At 71.2% G+C, this 26,558-nt stretch carries 24 protein-coding genes; 16 read left to right on the top strand and 8 right to left on the bottom strand.

The features are described from left to right. Positions 1-170: 170 nt before the first annotated feature. From BM127_RS10235 to rplQ, 11 genes are all read left to right on the top strand, one after another. A complete protein-coding gene (locus tag BM127_RS10235) occupies positions 171-6,458 on the top strand; it encodes an Ig-like domain-containing protein (protein WP_139227707.1) in 6,288 nt (2,095 codons plus the stop codon). A gap of 56 nt (positions 6,459-6,514) precedes the next feature. Next, positions 6,515-7,486, top strand: a complete 972-nt coding sequence (locus tag BM127_RS10230) for an AAA family ATPase (protein WP_091198232.1) — start codon at positions 6,515-6,517, stop codon at positions 7,484-7,486. A 7-nt stretch (positions 7,487-7,493) separates the two neighbouring features. Further along, complete coding sequence (locus BM127_RS10225) at positions 7,494-8,690, top strand: DUF58 domain-containing protein (protein ID WP_091198229.1); 1,197 nt, start codon at positions 7,494-7,496, stop codon at positions 8,688-8,690. Next, positions 8,687-11,149: a transglutaminase-like domain-containing protein gene (locus BM127_RS10220; RefSeq protein WP_091198226.1), complete on the top strand. Its 2,463-nt coding sequence runs from the start codon at positions 8,687-8,689 to the stop codon at positions 11,147-11,149. Before BM127_RS10225 ends, BM127_RS10220 begins: the two co-directional genes overlap by 4 nt. A 223-nt stretch (positions 11,150-11,372) precedes the next feature. After that, positions 11,373-11,594 carry a translation initiation factor IF-1 gene (infA, locus tag BM127_RS10215; RefSeq protein ID WP_056599768.1) on the top strand — a complete coding sequence of 74 codons (222 nt, stop codon included), beginning with the start codon at positions 11,373-11,375 and terminating at the stop codon, positions 11,592-11,594. A gap of 82 nt (positions 11,595-11,676) precedes the next feature. Beyond that, positions 11,677-11,790: a 50S ribosomal protein L36 gene (rpmJ, locus tag BM127_RS10210; protein WP_038272979.1), complete on the top strand. Its 114-nt coding sequence runs from the start codon at positions 11,677-11,679 to the stop codon at positions 11,788-11,790. Between the two features lie 252 nt (positions 11,791-12,042). Further along, positions 12,043-12,417: a 30S ribosomal protein S13 gene (rpsM, locus tag BM127_RS10205; RefSeq protein ID WP_036490072.1), complete on the top strand. Its 375-nt coding sequence runs from the start codon at positions 12,043-12,045 to the stop codon at positions 12,415-12,417. Positions 12,418-12,499: 82 nt separating this feature from the next. Beyond that, positions 12,500-12,895: a 30S ribosomal protein S11 gene (rpsK, locus tag BM127_RS10200; RefSeq protein WP_056906616.1), complete on the top strand. Its 396-nt coding sequence runs from the start codon at positions 12,500-12,502 to the stop codon at positions 12,893-12,895. Positions 12,896-12,921: 26 nt separating this feature from the next. Then, positions 12,922-13,530, top strand: a complete 609-nt coding sequence (gene rpsD, locus BM127_RS10195; RefSeq protein WP_091198223.1) for a 30S ribosomal protein S4 — start codon at positions 12,922-12,924, stop codon at positions 13,528-13,530. Positions 13,531-13,640: 110 nt separating this feature from the next. Further along, positions 13,641-14,657, top strand: a complete 1,017-nt coding sequence (locus BM127_RS10190; protein WP_091198220.1) for a DNA-directed RNA polymerase subunit alpha — start codon at positions 13,641-13,643, stop codon at positions 14,655-14,657. 93 nt (positions 14,658-14,750) lie between these two features. Beyond that, on the top strand, positions 14,751-15,332 hold the full coding sequence (rplQ, locus tag BM127_RS10185; RefSeq protein WP_091198217.1) for a 50S ribosomal protein L17: 582 nt from the start codon (positions 14,751-14,753) through the stop codon (positions 15,330-15,332). 99 nt (positions 15,333-15,431) lie between these two features. On the opposite strand, the gene BM127_RS10180 is transcribed toward rplQ, so the two are convergent. The 5 genes from BM127_RS10180 to BM127_RS10160 form a co-directional block, all read right to left on the bottom strand. Further along, positions 15,432-16,391 (bottom strand): ketopantoate reductase family protein, encoded by a 960-nt coding sequence (locus BM127_RS10180; RefSeq protein WP_091198214.1) that lies wholly within the window; start codon positions 16,389-16,391, stop codon positions 15,432-15,434. 42 nt (positions 16,392-16,433) lie between these two features. Next, positions 16,434-17,000 carry a TIGR03086 family metal-binding protein gene (locus tag BM127_RS10175; RefSeq protein ID WP_091198211.1) on the bottom strand — a complete coding sequence of 189 codons (567 nt, stop codon included), beginning with the start codon at positions 16,998-17,000 and terminating at the stop codon, positions 16,434-16,436. Further along, positions 17,000-17,509 carry an SRPBCC domain-containing protein gene (locus BM127_RS10170; RefSeq protein ID WP_091198208.1) on the bottom strand — a complete coding sequence of 170 codons (510 nt, stop codon included), beginning with the start codon at positions 17,507-17,509 and terminating at the stop codon, positions 17,000-17,002. The genes BM127_RS10175 and BM127_RS10170 overlap by 1 nt, the downstream gene beginning before the upstream one ends. Further along, positions 17,506-17,883: an ArsR/SmtB family transcription factor gene (locus BM127_RS10165; protein WP_091198205.1), complete on the bottom strand. Its 378-nt coding sequence runs from the start codon at positions 17,881-17,883 to the stop codon at positions 17,506-17,508. The genes BM127_RS10170 and BM127_RS10165 overlap by 4 nt, the downstream gene beginning before the upstream one ends. 92 nt (positions 17,884-17,975) lie before the next feature. Then, positions 17,976-18,473 (bottom strand): thrombospondin type 3 repeat-containing protein, encoded by a 498-nt coding sequence (locus BM127_RS10160; RefSeq protein ID WP_091198203.1) that lies wholly within the window; start codon positions 18,471-18,473, stop codon positions 17,976-17,978. A gap of 66 nt (positions 18,474-18,539) precedes the next feature. On the opposite strand from BM127_RS10160, the gene truA reads away from it, so the two are divergent. After that, positions 18,540-19,376, top strand: a complete 837-nt coding sequence (gene truA, locus BM127_RS10155; RefSeq protein ID WP_091198200.1) for a tRNA pseudouridine(38-40) synthase TruA — start codon at positions 18,540-18,542, stop codon at positions 19,374-19,376. Continuing rightward, positions 19,369-19,974: a class I SAM-dependent methyltransferase gene (locus BM127_RS10150; RefSeq protein WP_091198197.1), complete on the top strand. Its 606-nt coding sequence runs from the start codon at positions 19,369-19,371 to the stop codon at positions 19,972-19,974. Before truA ends, BM127_RS10150 begins: the two co-directional genes overlap by 8 nt. Positions 19,975-19,995: 21 nt before the next feature. On the opposite strand, the gene BM127_RS10145 is transcribed toward BM127_RS10150, so the two are convergent. Both BM127_RS10145 and BM127_RS10140 read right to left on the bottom strand, forming a co-directional pair. Continuing rightward, on the bottom strand, positions 19,996-20,712 hold the full coding sequence (locus BM127_RS10145) for a class E sortase (protein ID WP_231263204.1): 717 nt from the start codon (positions 20,710-20,712) through the stop codon (positions 19,996-19,998). Then, complete coding sequence (locus BM127_RS10140) at positions 20,688-22,004, bottom strand: cytochrome P450 (protein ID WP_101228804.1); 1,317 nt, start codon at positions 22,002-22,004, stop codon at positions 20,688-20,690. Before BM127_RS10140 ends, BM127_RS10145 begins: the two co-directional genes overlap by 25 nt. Before the next feature lie 101 nt (positions 22,005-22,105). Here BM127_RS10140 and mgrA point away from each other — a divergent pair, with 101 nt between their 5' ends. The 3 genes from mgrA to BM127_RS10125 are packed head-to-tail and all read left to right on the top strand — an operon-like array spanning position 22,106 to position 25,280. After that, positions 22,106-23,140, top strand: coding sequence for an L-glyceraldehyde 3-phosphate reductase (mgrA, locus tag BM127_RS10135; RefSeq protein ID WP_091198190.1), 1,035 nt, complete (start codon positions 22,106-22,108; stop codon positions 23,138-23,140). Then, positions 23,137-24,510 (top strand): FAD-dependent oxidoreductase, encoded by a 1,374-nt coding sequence (locus tag BM127_RS10130; protein WP_091198187.1) that lies wholly within the window; start codon positions 23,137-23,139, stop codon positions 24,508-24,510. Before mgrA ends, BM127_RS10130 begins: the two co-directional genes overlap by 4 nt. A gap of 32 nt (positions 24,511-24,542) precedes the next feature. Beyond that, the gene (locus BM127_RS10125; protein ID WP_091198184.1) at positions 24,543-25,280 is read left to right on the top strand and encodes an N-acetyltransferase; all 738 of its coding nucleotides are present in this window, start codon (positions 24,543-24,545) and stop codon (positions 25,278-25,280) included. Positions 25,281-25,285: 5 nt separating this feature from the next. Here the strand turns inward: BM127_RS10125 and BM127_RS10120 are convergent, their stop codons facing one another. After that, the gene (locus BM127_RS10120) at positions 25,286-26,545 is read right to left on the bottom strand and encodes an Nramp family divalent metal transporter (RefSeq protein ID WP_091198727.1); all 1,260 of its coding nucleotides are present in this window, start codon (positions 26,543-26,545) and stop codon (positions 25,286-25,288) included. Positions 26,546-26,558: the final 13 nt, after the last annotated feature.

The raw sequence follows: 26,558 nt of genomic DNA, 5'->3' as shown, positions 1-26,558 counted from the left end.
CGGCTCCCCTCGTACACGCCCACCCGTCCATCATCACCCATCGCACCCGACCCGCGCACGCGGTCCCGACTTGTCGCATTGCCGACTTGTCGGAACCACGACTGATACATACTCTCCCTCTGGGTGACTGCGGCGGGCGCACGTCATTCGGGGGCCTAGGGGGATGTGGCGTGGCACGTGCGACGTTCGTGCGTCGGCACCGGGCGGCAATCGCTTCCGGGGTGGCGCTGACCATCGCGGCCACCGCTGTCGTCACCTATGCCATCACCGCCAACGGCTACAAGGCCCACGAGGCGGAGCTCAACGACGGTGGCGTCTGGGTCGTCAACGGCAAGAAGGGCTGGTCGGGGCGGCTCAACAAGCCGATCAACCAGCTCGACGGTGTCGTGCCCAGCCAGGACGGCAAGACCCGGATGGACATCGTCCAGGACGGTGCAGCGGTCGTCACCCTCAACCTCAACGCCAGTCGCGGCCAGTCCCTCGAGACGAGCCGGCTGGAGTCGCAGGACGGTGGCTCGGCGGCGATCCCGACCTCCGGTGACGTGCGGATGGCCGGCGGCACGCTGGCCAGCGCGGATGCCGAGACCGGCAACGTGTGGGCCGTGCGCTACGACCCGGAGCTCGGCAAGCCGATCATGAGCTCGGTCGACCGGCAGTCCGAGGCGATCGCCGAGGCCGGCGAGGGTGCCGCCCTCGCCGTCAGCCAGGCGGGCACGATCGTCGTCACGTCGTCCGAGGACGGCACCGTCACCACCCTCGCTGCTGACGGCGGCCTCTTCGACGAGGCCGAGACCCGCGACCTGCCCGACGACGTCGGCCAGGTCTCCGCCGTCACGACGGTCGGCGAGCGCATCGTCACCCTCGACGCCGCCGCCGGAGTGCTGCGCGTCGTCGGCGGCGGCAGCGCGACGGTCCCGCCGGGCAGCGAGCTCCAGCAGTCCGGCCCCGCCTCCGACTCGGTGCTGGTGGGGGCTCCCGACGCGCTCCTGGGTGTCGACCTCGACTCCGGCGACGTCACGACGATCGCGTCCCGCTCGGGATCCCCGGTCGAGCCGGTGCGCCTGGGCGCGTGCGTCTTCGGCGCCTGGTCGGGCGGCCAGGGCTCCGTCGCCGTGCAGTGCGGGTCGCAGGAGGCGGAGGAGAACGACCTCGGCGGGGACGCCACCAACCTCGCGTTCCGGGTCAACCGCGGCGAGATCGTCCTCAACGACGCCAACAGCGGCACGGTCTGGGACGTCGAGCAGGACACTCCCACCAAGATCGACAACTGGGAGGCGTTCACGTCGAAGAAGCAGAACGACGACGACGAGAACGAGAACCAGAACCAGAGCGACGCCGACCGCCGCCCCCCGCAGGCCAAGCCCGACTCCTACGGTGTCCGCGCGAGCCGGACGACGGTCCTGCACCCGCTCGACAACGACTCCGCCCCCGAGGGTCGGCTGCTGAGCATCGTCGACGTCGACCAGCCCAACGGCGGCGCCCGCGTCGAGATCAGCCCCGACGGCCAGACACTCATCCTCCAGATGCCCGAGAGTGCCCGACCCGCGACCTTCGACTACTTCATCGACGACGGGCGCGACGGCCTCGCGGCCCACGCGACCGTCACCGTCGACGTGCGTGACGGAGAGGACAACGAGCCCCCCGAGCTGCGGGAGGGCTACCGCAAGCCGACCTACAAGGTGCCGCACAGCGGCTCGCTCGCGGTGCCGGTGCTCGGCGACTGGCGCGACGACCGCGACGGCGACACCCTCATCCTCGACTCGGCCCAGGCCGTCGGAGGCGACGAGTCCGGGGCGTCCGCGCGGACGACGGCCGACGGCCGGATCCGGTTCACCGCCCCCACCGTGGAGGCCGAGGGCCAGCAACTGGTCCGCGTCGAGTTCGCCGTGACCGACGGCCGATCGGCACCGGTCAAGAAGTCGATGACCTTCCAGGTGCAGGCGCCCAAGGACCGCAACGCCTTCGCCGCGAGCGCCGAGCCCGACGTCGTACGCGGTGAGGTCGGCAAGCCGATCAAGATCCGCCCGCTGCTCAACGACCTCCCCGGCTCGGACCCCAACACCCTCAACGCCGAGCTCGCGCTGGGTGGCAAGGTGCCCCAGCAGCCCGGCGCCAAGGTGGTCTCGGACCTCGACTCCGGCCAGGTGACCTTCACCGGCGACACGGCCGGCACCTACTTCCTCAGCTACGAGGCCGGGTACGGCAACGCCCCGCTCGACCCGGGCACCATCCGGGTCGACGTGAAGCCGCGACCCAAGCGCGCCTCCGACCCGATCGCCATGCCCGACACCCTCGCGGTCTACGGCCAGGCGCCGGGCATCGTCGACGTCCTCGCCAACGACCTGGACCCTGCGGGTGGGCTGCTGGTCGTCCAGACCGCGGACGCCGAGCGCGCAGGCCAGGTCGCCGTCGCGATCATCGACGGCCGCTGGCTGCGGATCTCGGCCATCCAGCCCTCGATGACGCCGACCACCCAGACGGTCTCCTACACGATCAGCAACGGCGCCAATGCGGGCGTGCAGGGCGAGGTCGTGGTCACGCAGCGGCCGGCCCCCGCGGACAACACCCCGATCACTGCCGCCGACCGCGTCGTCGTACGAGCCGGAGCGGTGGTGTCCGCACCGGTGCTCGACAACGACGTCTCGCCGGCGGGGGACCGGCTGACGCTGCTGGGCGACCTGGTCGACAGCGAGGACCCGGGCCAGCTCGCCGTCGTCGCACCGAACGACGTCACCGGTGACGTGGGCCGGGCCTACGTGTCGGGCCGCGTGGTGCGCTACGTCGCTCCGGACGTGGTGAAGGAGCGCGACACCTACGACGTCACCTACATCGCCAAGAACCTCGACGGCAATCGCGCCACCGGGCTGCTCCGGGTCACGGTCGTGCCGACCGACGACCCCAACGACCCGCCCGAGCCCCCGACGCTGGAGGGCCGCGTGGTGTCCGGCGACACCATCAAGGTCCGCGTGCCGGGGGTCGGGGTCGACCGCAACGGCGACCCCGTCACCGTCACCGGTGTCACCTCTGCGCCGCGGTTGGGCCGGATCCTGTCCTACGGCGGGAACTTCCTCGAGTACCAGGCCTACCCCAACACGGTGGGCACCGACGAGTTCAGCTACTCGGTGGTCGACTCGCAGGGCGCCTTCGCGACCGGAGCCGTCCGCGTCGCCGTCGTCGAGCCGGCGCAGCCGCAGCCGCCGCTCGCGGTGGAGGACCGGTTGACCGTCGAGCCGGGGCGCACCGCCACCTTCGACCCGCTCGCCAACGACTTCGTCTCGTCGGGCGACGGCGTCGAGATCTCGTTGCTCGACGCGCCGGAGGGGGTGACGCTGGACCCCGAGACCAACCTCGTCACCGTCCCCGCACCGGCGACCCTGGCCGAGCCGCCCATCGTCGTCGTCTACAGCGTCACCAACGGCATCAGCGCGTCGCGGGCGACCTTGACGCTCGAGACCGCCGAGGACTTCGACAACCCGCCCGTGGTGTTCGACGCCTTCGGGCGTGCCGACGAGAGCGGCAGCGTCGTCGTCGACGTCCTCGAGGGCGCCTACGACCCGGACGGCTCCGCTGCGGACCTCCGGGTCTCCGCCGTCAGCGGAGACCCGTCGGCGACGGTCGTCGACGAGTCGCAGGTCCGCGCCGACCGCGGTGCAGCGCCCAAGGTGCTGCCCTTCGAGGTGGTCGACGCCGACGGCGCGTCGGCAGCCGCGTCGGTCTACATCCCGCCCACCGGCACCGGCTTGCCCTACGTCCTCCCCGACGCCCTCATCGAGCTCGACTCGGGCGGCAGCATGACCGGCAAGATCGCCGACTACATCGCCGCTCCGGAGGGCGCCCGGGTGCGGCTCGCCTCGGGTCGGCGCTCGTACTCCGCCTCGCCCTCGCCGCTCTCGGTCGGCCCGGACGGTGACAACCGGTTCGCCCTGTCCGCCGCCAACGGCTTCCGCGGTCCCGGGGCGCTCCTCGTCGAGGTCACCACGGCCACGGACGCGAGCGGCAACGAGGACACCTCGACCACCGACGACGGGGCGACCGCGCTGCTGTCCATCCCGGTCCAGGTCGGTGACGACGACCCCGACCTCGAGTGCCCCTCGACCGTCGTTCCGATCTCGGCGGGCCAGCGCTTCGACCTCGACATCGCCACCTTCTGCAAGGTCTTCACCGTCGACCCGCGCGACGTCGCCGAGCTGTCCTACGAGGCTGCGTGGGGCGAGGGCATCGACGGCCTCGACGTGGGCACCCCCGACGGCTCCGTCGTCGCGATCACGGCCGCCGACACCGCCACCGAGGGCGGCGAGGCAGTGCTCACCGTGCGCGCGGGGGAGAGCAACGTCGAGGAGATCCGGTTCCGGCTCGCCCAGGCGCCGGCACCGACGCTCCTGCCGATCAGGGTCGACACCATGGAGGCGGGCCAGACCCGCACCTTCGACCTCCGCAGCTATCTCCAGGCCGGCGTCGCCGAGCCCTCTCCCACCTTCGTCTCCATCCAGAACATCGGTAGTCCGGGGGTGCGTGCCACCACCGAGGGGAGCCGCCTCACCCTCACCGCCGACCGGGACACGCGTGGCGCCCAGGCCAGGTTCAGGTTCGTCGCCAGCGACGTGTCGTCCGACGACCCGCCCGCCTCGCGTCGCGCCGAGGGCCAGATCCAGTTCCAGGTCATCGGCACCCCGGCACCCCCCGGCGAGCCGCGCCCCTACCGGACCTCCGACGAGATCGGCACCATCAAGATGTCGTGGCGTCCCCCGGACGACGACGGCGGGGCGCCGATCCTCCACTACGTGGTCCGTGAGGAGAAGACCGGCGCCACCCAGCGCTGCGACACCAACGAGTGCGTCTTCCGCAAGCTCAGGACCGGCGGCAACTACAGCTTCCGGGTGCAGGCGGTCAACCGCGTCGGCGCCAGCGACTTCAGTGCACTGTCGCGCTCCGCCCAGGCCGACACCAAGCCCGGGCGCGTCCAGGACATCAGGATGCAGGACCGGGGCGACGGCACGATCACGATCGCCTGGGACAAGCCGCCGACCAACACGTCGAAGATCCTCGACTACACGATCACCTGGCTCGGCGGCGAGGCGGTCGTGAGCGGCGACGTGCTCCGCTACCCGGTGACGGGGCTCAACAACAACGAGCGCTACGTCTTCACGGTCCAGGCACAGAACCGCGTCGGCTACTCCCTGCCCCGGTCCTCGATCGAGATGCAACCGCTCGGCACCCCCCTGCCGCCGGCGGCCCCGGCCGTCACCGACCTCGAGTCGGGTCCCAACCAGACCGACCTGCGCATCTCCTGGCAGGCGGTGCTGCCCGAGGGCCCCGGCCCGACCGTCTACACCGTCAGCTACACCAATGGCGTCACCTCGGGCTCCGTGCCCGGTTGCCAGCGGCTGGCGTCCCTGACCTGCACGCACACGGGCGTGCCCTACGACGGCCTGACCTACACCTACAGCGTCGTCGCGGCCAACCAGCCCGAGGGCGAGGCCGGCAACCGGTCCCAGCCGAGTGCCGGCACGCCGATCGAGGCCGTCGGGCGTCCGGCCGCCTGGGGGACCTTCCAGGTCTCCGCCACCGGCAACAACCAGGAGGCCGAGGTCCGCTACATCGTCCCGGACTCCCGGGGCACCGAGAGCCGCGTCGACATCCTCGTCGGCGGTGTGGTCGTCAGACCGCCCGTCCAGCAGACGGGGGCCAACAGCGCCCGGATCTCCACGCCGAGCAACCAGCAGCCCTACGCCGTCCAGCTTCGCGTCTGCAACGAGAAGGCTCCTGCGGGCTGCACGCTCAGCGGCCAGCAGAACGTCCAGACGTACGGACCGCTCAACGACTCGCTCTACTCGATCGAGCCGATCGTCAACGGCCGGTCGATCCAGTGGGTCATCTCCGGCACGAGCAACGGCGACCCGGTCCGGGTCGAGTACCAGGTGCGCAACAGCGGCAGCAGCGCGATGCCGATCCAGACCTACCGTCCCTCAGGACCGGGTGCCTTCACCTTCACGACCCCGGCCGTCAGCACCGACGAGTACGAGCAGGGCCAGGAGATCTTCGTGACCGTCGACGACGACGCGCCGGGTGGACGCGGCGCGGACACCGGTCGCGAGTCCGCGACGTCAGCCGCACCGCCGCCCCCGGCGATCGGCATCGGGCGTGGTGCAGGGTGCCAGGACGACGCCGAGAACCAGCCGGCGTGCGCAGGCTCCGCCGATCCCAAGTGCACCGACGTCTCCTGCGCCTACGCCACCTTGTCCATCACCTTCGCCGCGGGCGCCCGGGCCCAGAACTGGAACTGCACCTTCGCCAAGTTCCCCGGCGGCCTCCTGCAGCCGCCCAAGCGCGACAAGTCCGGCAACGGCGACTTCTCCGGGCAGGTCGATGCCTACTACGCGAGGGGCGAGAACGTCTCCGGCTCCTGCTCGTTCGGCGGGGGCTACGGAACCATCTCGTTCACCACCGGATTCCCCTAGCCGATCGCCGGACCAGCGGTCCGCACCGATCCGTCCCACACCACCAGGAGCACCCCTTGACGATCAGCCACGAACAGGCCGAGTGGTTCAGGTCCACCTTCGACCAGCTCACCGACAACATGGAGAAGGCCGTCCTCGGCAAGCGCCACGTCGTACGGCTGGCGCTGACCTGCCTGCTCTCCGAGGGGCACGTCCTCATCGAGGACTTCCCCGGCACCGGCAAGACGATGCTGGCGCGTGCCCTGGCCAACACCGTGCAGGGCAGCCACGCCCGCATCCAGTTCACGCCCGACCTGCTGCCCTCCGACGTCACCGGCGTCACCGTCTACGACCAGCACAAGGGCACCTTCGAGTTCCACCCCGGCCCGATCTTCCACACCATCGTGCTGGCCGACGAGATCAACCGTGCCTCGCCGAAGACCCAGTCGGCCCTGCTCGAGGTCATGGAGGAGGGGCGGGTCACCGTCGACGGTGTCGCGCACCCGGTCGGCAAGCCTTTCCTGGTGATCGCCACCCAGAACCCGATCGAGCAGGCCGGCACCTACCGCCTGCCCGAGGCGCAGCTCGACCGCTTCCTCATGAAGACCTCGGTCGGCTACCCCGACCGCCAGGCCACCGTCGAGCTGCTCAACAACGCCGCCGTCCGCGACCGCGCCGGACTGGTCACCCCGGTGATCACCGCCGCCACCATCGCGCAGATGAGCGGCCTCGCCGACCAGGTGTACGTCGACCCGGCCGTGATCGGCTACGTCGCCGAGCTGGCCGAGGAGTCGCGTCGCCAGCCGCACGTCAAGCTCGGTCTGTCGCCGCGCGGCTGCCTGGCGCTGGTCCGCGTCGCCAAGACCTGGGCCTGCGCCGACGGCCGCGACCACGTGGTCCCCGACGACATCAAGGACCTCGCCGAGCCGGTGCTCTCGCACCGCCTGCTCCTCGACGCCGAGGCACAGTTCAGCGGCGTTGACGTGCAGACCGTGATCTCGCGCCTGCTCGACTCCGTGGCACCGCCGACCGACCGCGTAGGAGCCTGAGCCTGCGATGAGCCCACACGGATTCCGGGGGAGGTTGAACCAGGCGCTCGAGGTCATCAAGCCGATCGGCTGGTTGGTCCTCATGCTTGGCATGGGAGCGCTCGTGGTGGCCACGTTCACGCTCTGGCGTGAGCTGGCCGTCCTGGGCATGGCGTGCCTGGCGCTCATCGCGCTCGCGCTGCCGTTCCTCCTCGGCCGCACCTCGGTCTCGGTCGACCTGGTCCTCCAGCCGGAGCGGGTGGCGGCGGGGGAGTCGGTCGCGGCCGGCGTGCTGGTCGTCAACCGGGCCTCCTCACGGCTGGTCCCGACCACGCTCGAGGTGCCGGTCGGCTCCGCGATCCACCGCTACGGCATCAGCTCGCTGGCTCCCGGTGCGACCCACGAGGAGTCCTTCACGATCCGCACCGAGCGTCGCGGCGTGATCTCGGTGGGGCCTGCGATGACCCGCCGGGGAGACCCCGTCGGCATCTTCTCGCGCGACGTGGTGTGGACGCCCGTGCGCGAGGTGCTGGTCCGTCCGCACCTGGTGCCGATGGAGTCCCTCGGTGCCGGCCTGATGCGCGACCTCGAGGGTGTCTCCACCGACGCCGTCAGCCAGAGCGACCTGGCCTTCCACGCCCTGCGGGAGTACGTCCCGGGCGACGACCTGCGCCACATCCACTGGCGGTCGTCGGCGAAGGTGATGGCCTCCAGCGGTGAGTCCGCGCTGCTCGTGCGCCAGTACCTCGACACCCGCCGCAGCCACGCCACGATCATCGTGGACGACCGGCTCTCGGCCTGGGGTGACCCGGAGGACTTCGAGACCGCGATGGCGGTCGCGGCCTCGATCGCCGTACGTGCCGTGCTGGACGAGTTCGACGTGTCCTTCGTCTGCGGCTCGCACGCCTCCACCGGCTCCGACGGCTACCTCGCACTCGATGCGGTGTGCCGCGCCGACTTCGGCCACCGCGGCCTCGTCGAGTCCGGACGCCAGGCGAGCACCCTGGCTCCCGACACCAGCCTCGCGTTCTTCGTCGGCGGCAACCGGAGCGAGTTCACCGACATCCTCCGCTCGGCCGCGGCCTTCCCGCCCGAGGTCCGTCGCTTCGGCATCGTCGTCGACCCCGAGGGCAAGAGTCGCGTCACCGAGACCGGCGGACTCGCCGTCCTGCACCTCGCCTCCAAGGAAGACCTCGGCGCCCTCCTCCGCTGGAGCGTGAAGTGAAGCGCGCGGCTCACGCGTCGGCGACCGGCACCCGTACGCGCGTCCGCTCGCACGCGCTGCTCCCGGACCGCCACTCCTGGATCGACATCGGCTTCACGCTCGCCCTGGCCGGCATCGCGCTCAGCGCCTTCGGCACCTCCTTCACCGGGTCGACCTATCTCGTGGTCGGGCTGCTCGGTGCCCTCATCGCGGTGGTGGTCACCCATCTCACCCGTGCCGCCGGGTGGCCGATCATCTCGGCCGTCGTGATCTGCGTGGTCGTGTTCTTCGTGCTCGGCGGCCCCCTGTGCCTGCGCTCGCTGGGCGACACGTCGGTCCTGCCGGGTGCGTCGACGCTCGCGCGCGTGGCCGACCAGGCGGTCTTCGGCTGGAAGGACCTGCTGACCACGCTGCCGCCGATCGACGGCGACGGCCCGCTGCTGGTGCTGCCGTGGCTCGCCGGTCTGCTGGCCGGTCTCGTCGGCATGGGCCTGGCGCACCTTCCCGTACGCCGTCCCTGGCTCGCCGCCGTCCTCCCCGTCCTCGGCATGACGGCCGTGCTGTCCGGGGCCATCGTGCTCGGTGTGCGTCACCCCCAGTCGCTGCTCCTCCAGGGGTCGGTCTTCGCCGCCCTGGCGCTGGCCTGGCTCGCGATCCGGGCCCACCGGGCGAGCGCCGCGGTGCACGGCGGCACCACGTCGTACGTCCGGGGCGCCGGCGCCGTCGTGATGCTGGCGCTCGCCGCCGGCGTCGCGTTCCCCGCGAGCGCCCTGGTCGGCAACGACGACGACGAGCGGGCCGTGGCCCGCAACTGGGTCGAGCCGCCCTTCGACATCGGTCGCTACCCCTCGCCGCTCGCAGGCTTCCGCACGTACGTCGACCTCAAGGGCACCACCAACTCCACCAACGTCTACGACAAGACGCTCCTCGACGTCGAAGGTGTCGACACCGGCACGCGGATCCGCTTCGCCACCATGGACCGCTACGACGGCATGGTGTGGGGAGCCAGCGACAACGCCCTGCCCGGCCCGGCCGACGACTCCTTCCAGCGCGTGTCGTCCACCATCGACAACCCGGTGGAGGGCGACGAGGTCGACGTCACGGTCACTCTCGGCGAGGGTTGGAAGGGCGTCTGGCTGCCCACGGTCGGCGCCCTGCAGTCGATGGCGTTCGAGACCGGCGACCCGCGGGCCAAGGCCGAGGTCTTCCGCTACAACCTCGCGACCTCCACCGCCGTCGTGCCCAGCGGCATGGCGCCCGGCGACCGCTACTCGTTCACGGCCGTGCAGCCCGACGACGCCCTCACCGCCGAGACCGTGGGGTCGGCCGAGACCACGGCCCTCCCGCCCGGCGCGAGCTTCATCCAGGGCCCGACGGAGAAGTGGACCGAGCAGGCCGGCACCGACCCGATGGACCGGGTCCTCGCCGCCGCCGAGCACCTCCGCTCCCAGGGCAAGTACTCCGACGGAATCGGCCGCACGGAGCGGATCTACGTCGCCGGTCACAGCGTGTGGCGGCTCTCCGACGAGTTCGTCAACGCCCCGCAGATCGTCGGCAACGACGAGCAGTACGCCGCGACCATGGCGCTCATCGCCAACGACATCGGCGTGCCCGCACGGGTCGTCCTCGGCGCCGTCGTGCCCGAGGGCGGTCGGGTCACCGGCAAGGACGTCTCGGCCTGGGTCGAGCTGCGCGCGGCCGACGGGTCGTGGCGGACGCTGCCGACCGAGTCCTTCATGTCCATGACGCCGCCTGCCGACCAGGTCCCCGAGACCAACACGCCGATGTCCGGCACCGTCATCCCTCCGCCCAACCCGATCCCCCCGCCGTCCGACGCGGGGGAGCAGAGCGACGCGGACCTCAAGGAGCGCAAGGCGACGCGCAAGAAGTCCGACGAGCAGGAGGACGGGCTGATCCCCGGCCTCCCCGCCTGGATCGGCGTCGTGCTGACCTACGTCGGCGGCCCACTGCTCCTGGTCGCACTGCTGCTCGGCGCAGTGGTGGGGCTCAAGGCGTGGCGCCGGCACCGCCGCCGGAGCGCCGACTCGCCCTCCGCCCGGTTCGTCGGGGCCTGGCGCGAGCTGGTCGACCACGCCCGCGACCTGGGCCAGGTCGTCCCACTCGGGCCGACGGTGACCCGCCGCGAGCAGTCGCTGGGCATCGTCTCCGGCCAGGCCGGACCGCTGGCGCGTCGCGCGGACAGCTTCGTCTTCGGGCCCCACGTGCCCGAGAAGGCCGCCGCGACGTCCTACTGGGAGCTCGTCGACGCCGAGCGCAGGGCGATGTCGGGCGAGGTGGGTCGCTGGCAACGGCTGCGGGCCGCGATCAGCCTCAGGTCCCTCGGCGTACGTCCCCGACGTACGTCCGCAGCACCCGACGGCGCACCTCGGGAGGCTGCCGCCGACACGGGGCGGACGAGGGGCCTGAAGAGCCGCCTGCGCACGCTCGCTGATTGGCGTTCTCGCAGGGCGCCTGACTAAACTGGTGCGTCGGCCCAACGTGGGCTGTGTTTCGTGGCGCCTCGCGGCTGCCCGGACCTCGTGCGATCTCGTTCTGAACGATTCCGCGCGCGTGCCCGGGAAGAGGTTCTCCGGAGCCGCTCACGAGGTCCACCGGACTCCCGCTCGCGGGTGCCGGGCGGTTCCCGGGTCGACGGTAGACAACGAGCATCATCAAACAGCACTGCAACAGATTGTGGAGGACATGCCGAAGAAAGAAGGCGTGATCGAGATCGAGGGCACCGTCGTGGAGGCCCTTCCCAACGCCATGTTCCGCGTGGAGCTGGCCAACGGGCACAAGGTGCTCGCCCACATCAGCGGCAAGATGCGCCAGCACTACATCCGGATCCTCCCCGAGGACCGGGTCGTGGTGGAGCTCTCGCCGTACGACCTCACGCGAGGTCGGATCGTCTACCGCTACAAGTAAGTGATCGAGCTTGCGAGATCACCATCTGCGCAAGCAGCCAGCCGAGTAGCGAGCCTCGCTACGTAGCAAGAAAGGCGTTGACATGAAGGTCAACCCCAGCGTCAAGGCCATCTGTGACAAGTGCAAGGTCATCCGCCGTCACGGACGCGTCATGGTCATCTGCGAGAACCCCCGCCACAAGCAGCGGCAAGGGTGATGTGAGGTCGCTGAGACCGGGCGGAGCCCGGGCACAGCGACCGAGCGAGCCGCGCAGCCGCTTGCGGCAAGCGGGCTTGGACCTCAGCAGGACCGAACAGCAACACAACTACACACAACGTGATCGCTAGGCCGTGAGTCCCCGGACTCCCTGACCGAAATCACCTCCGGCGCTTTGGCCGGAGCTCACCCGAGGCGGGATGAGACGCGACACGACCAGAAACCAAGGCAAGAACAGACAAGGAATCGCCACATGGCACGCCTCGTTGGTGTCGACCTCCCGCGCGACAAGCGCATCGAGATCGCGCTCACCTACATCTACGGCATCGGCCGTACCCGCTCCCAGCAGCTCCTGGCTGCCACCGGCGTCGACCCGAACGCTCGGGTCCACACGCTCGGTGACGAGGAGCTGGTCAAGCTTCGTGACGAGATCGAAGCCAACTTCAAGATCGAGGGTGACCTCCGACGTGAGGTCCAGGCGGACATCCGCCGCAAGATCGAGATCGGCAGCTACCAGGGTCGCCGCCACCGCATGGGCCTCCCGGTCCGCGGTCAGCGCACCAAGACCAATGCGCGCACCCGCAAGGGCCCCAAGCGCACCGTTGCCGGCAAGAAGAAGGCGAAGTGATCTGCGCCCCCCCTCGGGTTCAGCGCTGATCACCTCAGTCCCTCCGCAAGCTTCCAGACCAGACCTCATCAGGAGTTAGTGAATGCCTCCCAAGAGCCGCGCGACCAAGGTCCGCCGCAAGGAGAAGAAGAACGTCGCTCAGGGCGAAGCCCACATCAAGAGCACGTTCAACAACACCATCGTCACCATCACGGACCCCACGGGCGCCGTGATCTCGTGGGCCTCTGCCGGCACCGTCGGCTTCAAGGGCTCGCGCAAGTCCACCCCCTTCGCCGCGCAGATGGCTGCGGAGGCCGCCGGCCGTCGCGCCATGGACCACGGCATGAAGAAGATCGACGTCTTCGTCAAGGGTCCGGGGTCGGGCCGCGAGACCGCGATCCGTTCGCTGGGTGCCATCGGCCTCGAGGTCGGCACCATCCAGGACGTCACGCCCACCCCCCACAACGGATGCCGGCCTCCCAAGCGCCGCCGCGTCTGACCCGAGACTGAGAAAGAGAGACTGACATGGCCCGCTACACCGGCCCCATGACCCGCAAGTCGCGCCGTCTCGGTGTCGACCTCGTCGGCGGCGACGCCGCCTTCGAGAAGCGTCCCTACGCTCCCGGCCAGCACGGCCGCGGTCGCATCAAGGAGTCCGAGTACCTGCTGCAGCTCCGCGAGAAGCAGAAGGCTCGTTTCACCTACGGCGTGATGGAGAAGCAGTTCGTCCGCTACTACAAGGAAGCCAGCCGTCGCCAGGGCAAGACCGGTGACAACCTGCTGCAGCTCCTCGAGTGCCGCCTCGACAACGTCGTCTACCGCGCCGGTTTCGCGCGTACGCGTCGCCAGGCCCGCCAGCTCGTCGTGCACGGCCACTTCCTGGTCAACGGCAAGAAGGTCGACATCCCGTCCTTCCAGGTCAGCGACCACGACATCATCGACGTGCGCGAGAAGTCGCTCGAGCTGACGCCGCTCATCGTGGCTCGCGAGACCCACGGCGAGCGCCACGTTCCTGCGTGGCTCGAGGCCATCCCCAGCCGGATGCGCATCCTCGTCCACCAGGTTCCGATCCGGGCCCAGATCGACGTCCCGGTCCAGGAGCAGCTCATCGTGGAGTACTACTCCAAGAAGTGACTCCCTGTCGGTGGCCGTCCCTCACGGGCGGCCACCGACGCCCCCTCTTCCACCACAACCTCATGTTCGGATCCGTCAAATAGTGGGTGGATCCGGAAAGGAAAAACTCCGTGCTCATTGCTCAGCGCCCGACCCTCACGGAAGAGACCGTCGACGAGTTCCGCTCGCGGTTCGTCATCGAGCCCCTCGAGCCCGGCTTCGGCTACACGCTCGGCAACTCGCTGCGTCGTACGCTCCTCAGCTCCATCCCGGGTGCCTCGGTCACCAGCATCAAGGTGGACTCCGTCCTCCACGAGTTCTCGACCATCGAGGGCGTCACCGAGGACATGACCGAGATCATCCTCAACCTCAAGGGCATCGTCGTCTCCTCGGAGCACGACGAGCCGGTCGTGATGTACCTGCGCAAGTCCGGTGCCGGTGACGTCACCGCTGCCGACATCACCCCGCCCGCCGGGGTCGAGGTCCACAACCCCGAGCTCAAGCTCGCCACGCTGTCCGACAAGGGCAAGCTGGAGATGGAGCTCGTCGTCGAGCGTGGCCGTGGCTACGTCTCCGCAGTGCAGAACAAGGGCGCCGACAACGAGATCGGCCGGATGCCGGTCGACTCGATCTACAGCCCCGTGCTGAAGGTGACCTACAAGGTCGAGGCCACCCGTGTCGAGCAGCGCACCGACTTCGACAAGCTCGTCATCGACGTCGAGACCAAGCCGTCGATCCGTCCCCGCGACGCGATCGCCTCGGCCGGCAAGACGCTCGTCGAGCTCTTCGGCCTGGCGCGTGAGCTCAACGTCGAGGCCGAGGGCATCGACATCGGCCCGTCGCCCGTCGACGAGCAGCTGGCCGCCGACCTGGCCCTCCCCGTCGAGGACCTGCAGCTCACGGTCCGCAGCTACAACTGCCTCAAGCGCGAGGGCATCCACACCGTGGGTGAGCTCATCTCGCGCTCGGAGCAGGACCTGCTCGACATCCGCAACTTCGGTGCCAAGTCCATCGACGAGGTGAAGGCCAAGCTCGTCGAGATGGGTCTCTCGCTCAAGGACAGCGCACCCGGCTTCGACCCGCACGCCGCCCTCGCCGCCTACGGCGACGACGACGACGACGCGTTCATCGAGGACGAGCAGCTCTAACCAGCACTGCTCCCAAATCGACCGGCCTCCCTCCATCCGAGGCCGGTCGTCTACCCGGGTACCTGACACGGCCCGAGAGAAGGAAGGCACCACATGCCCAAGCCCATGAAGGGCAAGCGCCTCGGCGGAAGCGCTGCCCACCAGAAGCTGATGCTCTCGAACCTGGCGACCGCCCTGTTCGAGCACGGCCGGATCACCACCACCGAGACCCGTGCGCGCATGCTGCGCCCGCTCGCGGAGAAGCTGATCACCAAGGCCAAGCGCGGCGACCTGCACAACCGTCGCGAGGTCCTCAAGACCGTCCGCGACAAGTCGGTCGTCCACACGCTGTTCACCGAGATCGCCCCGACCTTCTCGGAGCGCCCCGGTGGCTACACGCGCATCACCAAGATCGGCCCCCGCAAGGGCGACAACGCCCCCATGGCGATCATCGAGCTGGTGACCGAGGCCTACAGCCCCAAGGCTGCCTCGACCAAGAAGACCGAGGCTGCTGCCGCTCCTGCGCCGGCTGCCGAGGACGAGGTCGTCGAGACCGAGGAGTCCACGGACGGCACCGCCGCTGCTGAGCACGAGGCCGCTGCTGCTGAGCACGAGGCTGCCGCCGAGGAGCACGAAGCCGCTGCCGCTGAGCACGAGGCTGCTGCTGAGGCGGCCGAGGACGAGTCCAAGGCCTGATCCACGCACCATCTCGAGGCCCGTCACCCCGCTGGGGTGGCGGGCCTCGTGCGTTGCTGGGCCCTCCCACGCGGCGTACGCCCGCCCGGCGCGCGTGCGTCAGAGGGAGGCGAGGACGTCCGCTGCGTCGAGGCTGCGGGGCGCGCTGCCGGCGTACGCCAGGCGGCGGGTCGCAGCGACGACGGCCTCGTTGACCGGGGTGGGGACGCCGTGCAACCGGCCCTGCAGGACGATCTCACCGGCGAGGTAGTCGATCTCCGAGTCGCCGGTGCCGCGGCTCAGGCTCTGCCAGGTGGAGCCCCCGCGCCGCTCGAGGCCGGGTCGGCGCTGGAGGATCGAACCGCGCCGCGCGGTGTCCTCGTCCGCGGTGGCCAGGGAGACCCCCGCAGCGGCGAGGACGCGCTCGCCCTCAGCCACGGCGTGCTCGGCGAGCCGGTCGGCGGCCTCGCCCTGGGCGAAGGACGCGTCGACGCCGTTGCCGAGGTTCATCAGGAGCTTGCGCCGCTTCCACGCGAGGATGTCGCCGCGTTCCTCCGAGGCGATGCCGGCCGCGCGCAGGTCGGTGGCGACGGCAGCGGTGGTCGCGTCCGTGCCGCCCGGGATGCGGCCGATGTCGAGGATCGCCGGGGTGGGGTGGCAGGCCGCGACGACCACGCCGGGCTCGAGGTGGGTGGCGGGCAGCATCACGCAGACGGCGTACGTCCTCGCGAAGAACCGCAGGGCGGCGACCTCCGTCGCGATCCCGTTGGTGGCACAGACCACCGCCACGCCGGGGGGAGCGTGCTCGCGCAGGTCGGCGAGCGCGGCAGGGGCCTGGTGCGACTTCACCGCGAGCACCACGACGGTGTCGTCGGTCCAGTCGACCTCCGCGGCGGTGCCCGCGACCGGCGCGTCGATGAGGTGCCGGCCGTCGCCGGCGTCGAGCACCAACCCGCCCGCCGAGCGGATCGCCTCGAGGTGCGCCCGGCGGGCCACCAGTGTGACGGGGAGGCCCGCGAGGTGCAGGCGACCGCCGATGGTGCCGCCGACCGCGCCGGCGCCGTGGACGACGTACCTCATGATCCGAGCCTCATGCCCCGACCCTACGAGGCGGGCCGAGCCTCAGGCTGGGGGAGTCCACGCGGGGTCGCGGCCGATGAAGCCCATCAGCCGGTCCACCACCGGGGCGTCGGCGGCCACGGCCACCGGGGCGCCGTACTGTCCCGAGCTGCGCAGCACGCCCTCCATCTGCGCCATCCCGCCGAGCAGGTCGCCGGCGAAGTCCTCGTCGAGACGGGCGTCCTGGCCGCTGGCACGGGCCAGGTCCCAGGAGTGCATGAAGACGTCGGCGGTGTAGAACCGGTCCACGGCGTCGGCCAGCCGGTGGGTGCCGGCGTAGGGGTGCGTGAACGACTCGTCGCCCCGGGTGTCGACCAGGTCCTGCACGGCCCGGGCCTGGTGCTGCCAGGCGGCGCCCGGGTCGTCACCGACCGAGGGTCCGGACGGCAGCTCGACACCACCGGCGGCCAGGAATCCCGGGAACCAGCCGACGAGGTGGTCCACGACGTCGCGGGCGGTCCACCCGTCGACGGGGGCGGGCGCGGACCAGTCGGTCGTGCCCGCCACGACCCGGGAGAACTCCCCGGTCACCACCGCGTGGCGGGCGGCCGGGGCGTCGGGGAGTGCCATCACACGGAGCCCTGCGCGAGCAGCGCGTCGAGCTTGGCGTAGCCCTCGTGGATGCCGGTCTCCATGCCGCTGGCGAGCATCTGGTCGCGTCCCTCGAAGGAGTCGCAGAGGGAGAAGGCGTGCAGCCGCGTACGTCCGTCGCCGAGGTCCTCGAACGTCACCGTCTCGAGGGCGATCGCCTCCGGCATGCCCTCCCAGGTGAACGTCTGGATGATCTTGGTGTCGCCGACGAACGGGAAGGTGCCGCGGAAGGCGTACTCCTCGTCGCCACGGCGCGCCACGTAGCGGTAGGCGCCGTTGGTGCGGCACGTCCACTCGTCGATGTGCGTGGCGAGCGAGTCGGGGCCGATCCACTGCGCGAACAGGTCGGCCTCCGTGTGGGCGCGCATCATCTGCTCGGGGGTCGCGTCGAAGTCGCGCCAGATGTGGACGGCCGGCACGTGCTCGTCAGCCAGGATCGCGGCCTCGGGGTAGCGGGTCGTGGCGTCGGGGATCTGCGTGGTGGTCATGATGCGGTTCCTTCCTGCGTGGTGGGTGTGGAGCTCTGGTCACGGTTGGGGCTGTCGTCCTGCATCTGCGCGAGCACGGCGTCGAGCGCTGCGAAGCGCTCCTCTGCCCGACGGCGGTAGCGCTCGATCCACTTCGTCATCAGGTCGAACACCTCGGCCTCCAGGTGCACCGGACGGCGCTGCGCCTCCCGGGTACGGCTGACCAGGCCGGCCTCCTCGAGCACCTTGAGGTGCTTGGAGACGGCCTGCAGGCTGACGTCGTAAGGCGCCGCCAGGTCGTTCACCGTGTGGTCGGCCTCGGTCAGGCGGGCCACCATGTCGCGTCGGGTGGGGTCGGCGAGCGCGGCGAAGACGCGGGAGAGCTGGTCGGTCACGGAGCACCTTCTTCAACTGGTCGGTTGAATAAAGGTAGGACGGGTGGGCGCGGTTGTCAACCATTTGGTTGAACAATGGCCACCCGGAGTGGTCAGCCGCGCGGCGCGAGCACCGTCCGCGAGGTGGCCTTGGTGCACTCGGCCACACCGGCGCTGTAGGACGGGGACACCGTCACGTAGTAGCTCGCGCCACGGTGGACCGTGAAGCGCCGCTTCCCGCTGTAGGTCGCCGTCACGGCAGAGATCTTGAAGTCGCGGTGGGGGCGGACCCGCCACAGGACGATCCGGGCGCGGGCCGAGCAGGCGGTGACCGGCGACGTGACCCGTGCCTCGAGGCGCTGGTCGGCCTTCACCCACGTCAGTCGCGCCCTGCGCGTGACGGTCGGGCACCCGGTCGGGTTCGGCGAGGACACGGTGGGACAGCCGTCTCCGGTGTCCGGCAGTCCGTCTCCGTCCGTGTCCACGTCGGCGGTGGCTGCTGCGAGCGCTGCCGTGGCGTGCGGGGCCGGCAGCGCGGTCAGGGTCGCCGACAGCAGCGGTGCGACCAGGAGCAGGGCCAGTGGGCGGGGGAGGTGACGGGCAGGTGTCATGACGTGACCAGCGTAGGCACTGAACCCGTCCGGGTGCATCACTTCGCCGAGAACTAGGATCGCCCCGTGCGCCTGCGGATCGACTGTGCCTATGACGGCACCGACTTCTCCGGGTGGGCCACCCAGCCCGGCCTGCGGACCGTCCAGGCCACGCTCGAGGCTGCGCTGTCCACGGCCCTGCGCCTGCCCCGGCCGCGCGTCACGGTGGCCGGCCGGACCGACTCCGGCGTGCACGCCCGCGGCCAGGTCGCCCACCTCGACGTCGATCGCGAGATCGTCGCCGCATCGGGCGGACGACGGTCCGAGCCGGTGCTCGAGACCCTCGCGCGACGCGTCGACGGGATCCTGCCGAGCGACCTGCGCGTACGCCGGGTGACGGAGGCGCCGCCCGGGTTCGACGCGCGTTTCTCCGCGACCTGGCGCCGCTACGCCTACCGGATCGTCGACGCGCAGGAGCTGGCCGACCCGCTGCTGCGCGGGCACGTGCTCACCTGGGGGCGCACGCTGGACCTCGACGCCATGAACGCCGCCTCGGTGCCGCTGGTCGGGCTCCAGGATTTCGCCGCCTTCTGCAAGCAGCGCGAGGGGGCGACGACCGTGCGGACGCTGCTCGACCTGGCCTGGACCCGCGACGAGCGGGGTGTCGTCGTCGGCACGGTCCGGGCCGACGCCTTCTGCCACAACATGGTGCGCGCCCTCGTCGGCAGCCTGATCGCGGTCGGCGAGGGACGTCAGCAGGTCGGGTGGCCGGCCGAGGTGATGGCCGGTCGACGGCGCGACGGCGGCGTGCACGTCGTACGTCCGCACGGACTCACGCTCGAGGAGGTCGGCTACCCCGACGAGGCCGAGATGGCCGCCCAGTCCGCACGCACCCGCGCCCGACGAGAGGCGATCGATGCCTGAGCACTACTTCTCCGCCGACCCGAGCGTCCCGTTCGAGCGGGAGCGCTTCACCGCCGAGCTGTGGGGGCACGACCTGGTCCTCGACTCCGGGTCCGGCGTCTTCAGCCGCGGCCACCTCGACCACGCGACGGCGGTCCTCTTCCGTGAGCTCGAGCCGCCGGTGCAGGGGCAGTTCCTCGACCTCGGGTGCGGCTACGGGGTGATCGGCCTGGCGATCGCGCGCGCCGTCCCGCTGGCGTCGGTGATCGGGGTCGACGTCAACGAGCGGGCGCTGCTGCTGGCCAACGACAACGCCCGCGCCGCCGGGCTGGACTCCCGCTTCGTGGCCTGCACGCCCGAGCAGGTGCCGGGCGACCAGGTCTTCGACGAGATCTGGTCCAACCCGCCGATCCGCATCGGCAAGGAGGCGCTGCGCGAGCTGTTGCTCACCTGGCTGCCCCGGCTCTCACCTGCCGGCCGGATGGTCATGGTGATGGGCAAGAACCTGGGCGGCGACTCGATGCAGCGCTGGTTGACCGATCAGGGCTGGCCGACCCAGCGGCTCGCCAGCAGCAAGGGCTTCCGGGTGCTGGAGACCCGTCGCGGCCAGCAGGGATAGTCGGCCGGACGAGCCGGCTGCTCAGGCCGGTCGCGTCGCCACGAGCACGCCGATCTTGTCGATGCGGTGCTCGGGGTTGTCGAACTCGTCGGACCAGTAGTTGCCGACCGCGTGGTCCTCGAGGGTCGCGCAGGTGGAGAGCGTGATCATCGCGCGGGTGGCGCTCTCGCCGGGACGACCTGGCACGGGCGCCCGCTGTGCGCGCAGGGAGGCCGGTTCGCGGAACGAGGTCCAGCGGGTGCGGCGTACCTCGTAGACGAACACCGTGTCCCCGCTGCGGACCCGGATCCGGTCACCGCGGCGCAGCGAGGGCGAGTCGCGCAGGGGAGCGGTGCCGGTGCGCCGGTGGCCGGTGACGATGAAGTTGCCGATCTCGCCCGGCCCGACGCCGCCCCGCGGACCGCGTGGTGAGGCCATCTCGCCGGCGTTCTGCAGAGCGGTGCCGGGTGCGTCGTCGGGGGACCCGCGGTAGCGCACGACGGGGAAGTCGCGCATGCCCAGCTCGGGGATGCTCATCCGGGAGCGGCGCGGCTCGGGGCCCGTCGGCTCCGGCTCCGGGGTGGCCTCGGGAGTGGCGGGGGTGGTGGGCTCGACGGTCGGGGTGGGACTCGGCGTCGCTGCGGAGGTCGTGGGGCGCTCGGCGGGCGGCTGCGGCGACGACCCGGTCATCGGGTCCGAGCAGGCGGACGTCACCGCGACCGCGACGACGGCGATCAGGAGGCGGGACCGGCCTGGCATCCCTCCACGGTACGGAGGGCCCCCAGCCGCACCGGCAGCTCCTCCACGCCGTAGACGATCGCGAGCTCGGTGAAGCGGAGGTCGGCGGGGTCGCAGGCGACCTCCAGGTCCGGGAACCGCCGGGCCAGTCCGACGAGCGCGGTGCGCAGCTCCATGCGGGCCAGCTCCGCGCCGACGCAGCGGTGCAGGCCGTGGCCGAAGGCCAGCGTGCCGGCGCTCGCGGTCGTGGGGTCGAAGCGCTGCGGGTCGACGTGGTGCGTGGGGTCGCGGCCGGCGGCGGTGAGCGAGACCACGACGATGTCGCCGGCCCGGACGGTGGTGGTGCCGACCGTGACGTCGTCGCGGGCGATCCGGGGGAAGGCGATCTGCACCGGGCAGACGTAGCGGAGCAGCTCCTCGACGACGCGGTCCACCTCGGCGGGCTCACCGTGGCGGAGCATCGCCCAGGTCTCGGGTGATCGCGACAGCACGTAGGTGCCGAGGGAGAGCATGCTCGCGCTGGTCTCGTAGCCGCCGAGGAAGACGCCGTCGGCCAGCCCACCGATCTCGACGTCGTCGAAGTCGTCGCCGTGATCGGCGACCAGGCGGGCGATGAGCCCGTCGGGCAGGTGCGGCGAGCGGCGCTCGGAGGCGACGAGGTCGATGAGGAACTGCCTCGTCCCGGCCGCGGTGTCGAGGATCCCGGACCCCGCGTCGCGCAGGTCGAAGCGCGCCGCTCCCCGGCGACGGAACTCCTCGCGGTCCACGTCGGGGAGGCCGAGCAGGTCGCAGATGACGCCGAAGGGCACCGCGAATCCGAAGCGGGCGACCAGGTCGACCTCGGGGCCGTGGGCGGCGAGGTCGTCGAGGGCCGCCTCCACGACGCGATCGATGTCGTCCTGCAGCTCGGCCAGGCGACGCCGGGTGAAGTGGGGCGTCAGCACCCCCCGCAGCCGGTCGTGGTCGGGACGGTCGGTCATGCCCAGCCCGCCGATCCGTTCGGCGGGAGCGCGGTCCTGGCGGCCCACGAGATGGCGTACGTCGTTGGCGAACGACTCCGAGTCGGCCAGCACGACGCGCGCGGCGTCGTACCCGTTGACCAGCCAGACGCGGGTGCCGGGCAGCCGCAGCAGGGACACCACGTCGCCGCGGCTGCGGCTCTCCTCGAGGGCCGCCACCGGGTCGAGCCCGTCGCGCTCGAACAGGGCCCGCCCGCGTGAGGGCAGCCGTCGGGCCGAGGCGATCGCCAGTCGCAGGGCCGCCTCGCGGATCCGGCCACCCACCCGGGACGGGACCAGCAGCAGCGGAGTCATGGTCCATTGGAGCGCGGATCGACCGGATCGCGCCATCGGGGACGACCCCGGTCCGGACCGGGGGTCTCCCTGAGCCGGGTGGTGGCAGGCAGGATGGGGCCATGGCCTACGAAGCAGCCCCGGACAGGTACGACGACGCGACCGGCATGCACTACCGCCGGTCCGGCCGCAGCGGGCTCAGGCTGCCGGCGCTCTCGCTCGGCCTGTGGCAGAACTTCGGCACCGACCGGCCCGAGGAGACCCATCGGGCGATCCTGCGCCGCGCCTTCGACCGAGGCATCACGCACTTCGACCTCGCCAACAACTACGGCCCGCCCTACGGCCGCGCGGAGGAGAACTTCGGTCGCTACCTCGCCGAGGACTTCAAGCCCTACCGCGACGAGCTGATCATCTCGACCAAGGCGGGCTGGGACATGTGGCCCGGCCCCTACGGCCAGGGCGGCGGCTCGCGGAAGTACGTCCTCGCCTCGCTCGACCAGTCGCTGGCCCGGATGGGCCTCGACTACGTCGACATCTTCTACAGCCACCGCTTCGACCCGGACACGCCCGTCGAGGAGACCATGATGGCGCTCGACACGGCCGTGCGGTCGGGTCGCGCCCTCTACGCCGGCATCTCGTCGTACTCCCCGGTGAAGACGCAGGAGGCCGCCACGATCGCTCGCGACCTCGGCACGCCGCTGCTCATCCACCAGCCGTCCTACTCGATGCTCAACCGCTGGATCGAGGGCGGCCTGCTCGACGAGCTCGAGCAGCAGGGCATGGGCTGCATCGTCTTCAGCGCGCTCGCCCAGGGGCTGCTGACCGACCGCTACCTCGACGGCGTTCCCGCCGACTCCCGAGCCGCGCGTGACGACTCGACGATGACCGGGCTGGACGACGGTGTGCTCGACCGGGTGCGCGGTCTCAACGCCCTCGCCGAGCAGCGGGGCCAGAAGCTCGCCCAGCTCGCCCTGCAGTGGGTGCTGCGCGACGACCGGGTGACCAGCGCGGTCATCGGCGCGTCGAGCGTCGAGCAGCTCGACACCAACCTCGACGCCCTCGAGGCGCCGCCGCTGACCGGGGACGAGCGTGCCGAGATCGACCGCTACGCGGTCGAGTCGGGCATCAACCTGTGGGCGAAGCAGACCGAGGAATGAGCGGTCCTGCCCGCGTCGTCGTCGTCGGGGCCGACGCCGCCGGGATGTCCGCTGCCCACCAGGCGCTCCGCACCGCGAAGCGCACCGGCCGTGAGCTGGCGGTGACCGTGCTCGACCGCGGCACGCACACGTCCTACAGCGCCTGCGGGATCCCCTACTGGATGGCCGGCGACGTCGACTCCGGGGACGACCTCGTCGCCAGGACCGCAGAGGCCCACCGCGAGTCCAGGATCGACCTGCGGATGGGCATCGAGGTGGTCGCGGCCGACCTGTCCTCGCGCACCGTCACCACCGATGCGGGCGAGGTCGTGGCGTACGACGAGCTGGTCGTCGCGACCGGCTCGCCGGCGGTCGTGCCCGACTGGGCGCTGCGGCCGGACGGGACGACGTACGACGGGGTCGGGGCGGTCAAGACGCTGGACGACGGAGCCGCGTGGATCGACCGCTTCGCGCTGGCCGACGCGGGCACACGCGTCGTCGTGGTGGGCGCAGGGTACGTCGGCGTGGAGGTCGCGGAGGCCGCACTGCGCCGCGGTTTCGCGGTGACCGTGCTGACCCGTGGGCGCGGCATGTCGATGCTCGAGGACGAGATGTCGGAGCGGGTCAACGCCGCCCTGGAGCAGGCCGGCGTCGATCTGGTGCTCGGCGCCGAGGTCACCGGCCTGGAGACCGACGGCGACAGGGTGACCGGGGTGCGGTGGGACGGCGGCAGTCGTGAGGCCGCCCTCGTGGTGGTCGCGATCGGCGTACGTCCGGCGACCGGGTTCCTGCGCGGCACCGGGATCGAGATGACCGAGGCCGGCGCCCTGCGACCCGACCCGCACGGCCGCGTCGCGGAGCACGTGTGGGCTGCCGGGGACTGCTGCGAGGTGCGCCGCCGGATCGACGACGAGTGGGTCTTCCGGCCGCTCGGGACCTATGCCACCAAGCACGGGCGCGCCCTGGGCGACAGCCTGGCGGGCGGCTCGCTCGCCTTCGACGGCATGGTGGACACCTCGATCACGCGCTTCTCGCTCGGCGAGGTCAACGTGGAGATCGCCCGCACCGGGCTGTCCCGCAAGGATGCCGTGGCGGCCGGTCTCGACCCGGTCGCGCTCCTGACCGAGGGCACCACCGCCAGCGGCTACATGCCCGAGGCCGAGCCGATCGCGCTGTGGGTGATGGCCGATCGCGCCACCCGCCGGCTGCTGGGCGTGCAGGTCGTCGGTGGGCAGGGCGCGGGCAAGCGGATCGATGCCGCGGCCGCGGTGCTCTGGGCCGGGGGAACGGTGGACGACCTGGCCTGGATGGACCTGGCCTACGCGCCGCCCTTCGCCACCGCCTGGGAGATCCTGCAGGTGGCCGCGCGCCGGGTGGCCGAACGGCTCTGAAATCGCTTGCCGGTGCGAGGACGATGAGGGGCATGGACCTGGAGATCGTCACCCTCGCCGAGCGCCCGGAGCTCATGGACGTCTTCTGGGACATGGAGACCTCGTGGCCGGAGTTCATGAAGCACGACCCGATCGGCAACGGCTACTACGCCTCCCTCGAGGAGTTCGCCGAGTTCGTCCTGGTGTGCCTCGACGGTGCGGGCCGGATGGTCGCCAAGGCGCACTCGGTGCCCTTCGTCCTCGGTGAGGGCGACGGGCTCCCGGATGCGGGCTGGGACTTCGCGATCCGCAGCGGCCTGCTGACGAGGCTGTGGCGGGAGGAGCCGAACGCCTGCTCGGCCGTCGAGATCGCCATCGTCCCCGAGCTGCAGGGCACGGGCCTGTCGGGTCGGATCGTCGCCGCGCTGCGTGACAACGCTGCGCGGCTGGGCTTCAGCGAGCTGCTCGCCCCGGTGCGGCCCAACGGCAAGACGGACGTCCGCGAGCCGATGACGGCGTACGCCTCCCGCACGCGCGACGACGGCCTTCCGGTCGACCCGTGGCTGCGCGTGCACGTGCGCGCGGGCGGCCGCATCGACCGCGTCTGCGCCCGCTCGATGGTCATCCCCGGCACGGTCGAGGAGTGGCGCGGGTGGACCGGCCTGCCCTTCGACGCGACCGGACCTGTCGACGTACCGGGGGCTCTGGCGCCCGTCCTGTGCGACGCCGAGCACGGCACCGCGGTCTACGTCGAACCCAACGTCTGGGTCCGCCACCCGACGGGCGCCTGACGCACTCACGCGCCGGCGATCGCCTTGCGCACCTCGTTGACGCACAGTGCGACGAAGGCCAGCGCGATGATCGCCATCAGCACGTTGGAGTGCAGCTTGTTGCGCCACTCGACCGGGGTGCGGTCGGTGTTGAGCAGCCACAGCAGCGTGACGGCGAGGAACGGCATGAAGAACGCGCCGAGCACGCCGTAGGCGAGGATCAGCCAGACCGGCTTGCCGAGGAAGAGCATCGCCATGGGCGGGAAGGTCAGCCAGAGGATGTAGGCCTTGTACCACTTGCCGCCGGCGCGGGCGTCCGCGTCCTCGCTCGTGCCGCCGCGCACGTTGGTCATGAAGTCGGCGAACATCAGGCTGACGCCGTTCCAGACGCCGACGAGCGACGACATCGCGGCCGCCCAGAACCCGACGAGGAAGACCTTGCCGGCCCACTCGCCGTAGCGGTCCTGCAGCACCACGGCGAGGTCGACGAGCCCGGCGTCGCCCTGCTCGATGGCGACGTTGGTGGAGTAGAGCAGCTCGGCGCCGACGACCAGGGTGGCGAGCACGAAGAGTCCGGTCACGACGTAGGCGACGGTGTTGTCGATGCGCATGACCCGCATGTAGGAGGGCGTGGACCAGCCCTTCTCCCGCAGCCAGTAGCCGTAGGCCGCGAGCGTGATCGTGCCGCCGACACCGCCGGCCAGCGCAAGGGTGTTGACCAGGCCGCCGTCGGGGATGCGGGGAGCCAGGCCCGTGAGCAGCTCCGGGATGTTGGGGGTGGCCAGCAGCGCGGCTCCGACCATGGTGACGAACATCAGCCCGACGAGGGCGGCCAGCACCTTCTCGAACGTGCTGTAGCGGCCCGTCCAGACCAGGGCGAGACCGATCAGGCCCGAGATGATGCCCCACCACGTCACGGAGAGGACCCCCGTGAGCCCGGCGAGCGCGAGTCCGGTGCCGGCCATCGCCGCGGCGCCGTAGACGAAGCCCCAGATCACGATGTAGGGCGCGAAGTACCACGTCGTCCAGATGCCGAGCGAGCGCCAGCCCTCGAAGATCGTCCTCCCGGTGGAGAGCGAGTAGCGGCCCGCCCCCTCGACCAGCACGATCTTCATCAGGCAGCCGACGACCACGCACCACAGCAGCGTGTAGCCGAACTTCTGGCCTGCGATGAGGGTGGCCACGAGGTCGGCGGCGCCGACTCCTGTCGCGGCGACGACGAGGCCGGGGCCGATGATGCCCCAGCGGGGGACGGTGGTCTGCTCTTCCGAGGTGGTGGACGCCATGACCTCCACCCTA

The organism is Nocardioides alpinus (assembly GCF_900112035.1).
GTDB classification, from domain to species: domain Bacteria; phylum Actinomycetota; class Actinomycetes; order Propionibacteriales; family Nocardioidaceae; genus Nocardioides; species Nocardioides alpinus.
The sequence above is the reverse complement of the archived record's forward strand: the minus strand, read 5'-3'. Positions and strand labels throughout refer to the sequence as shown.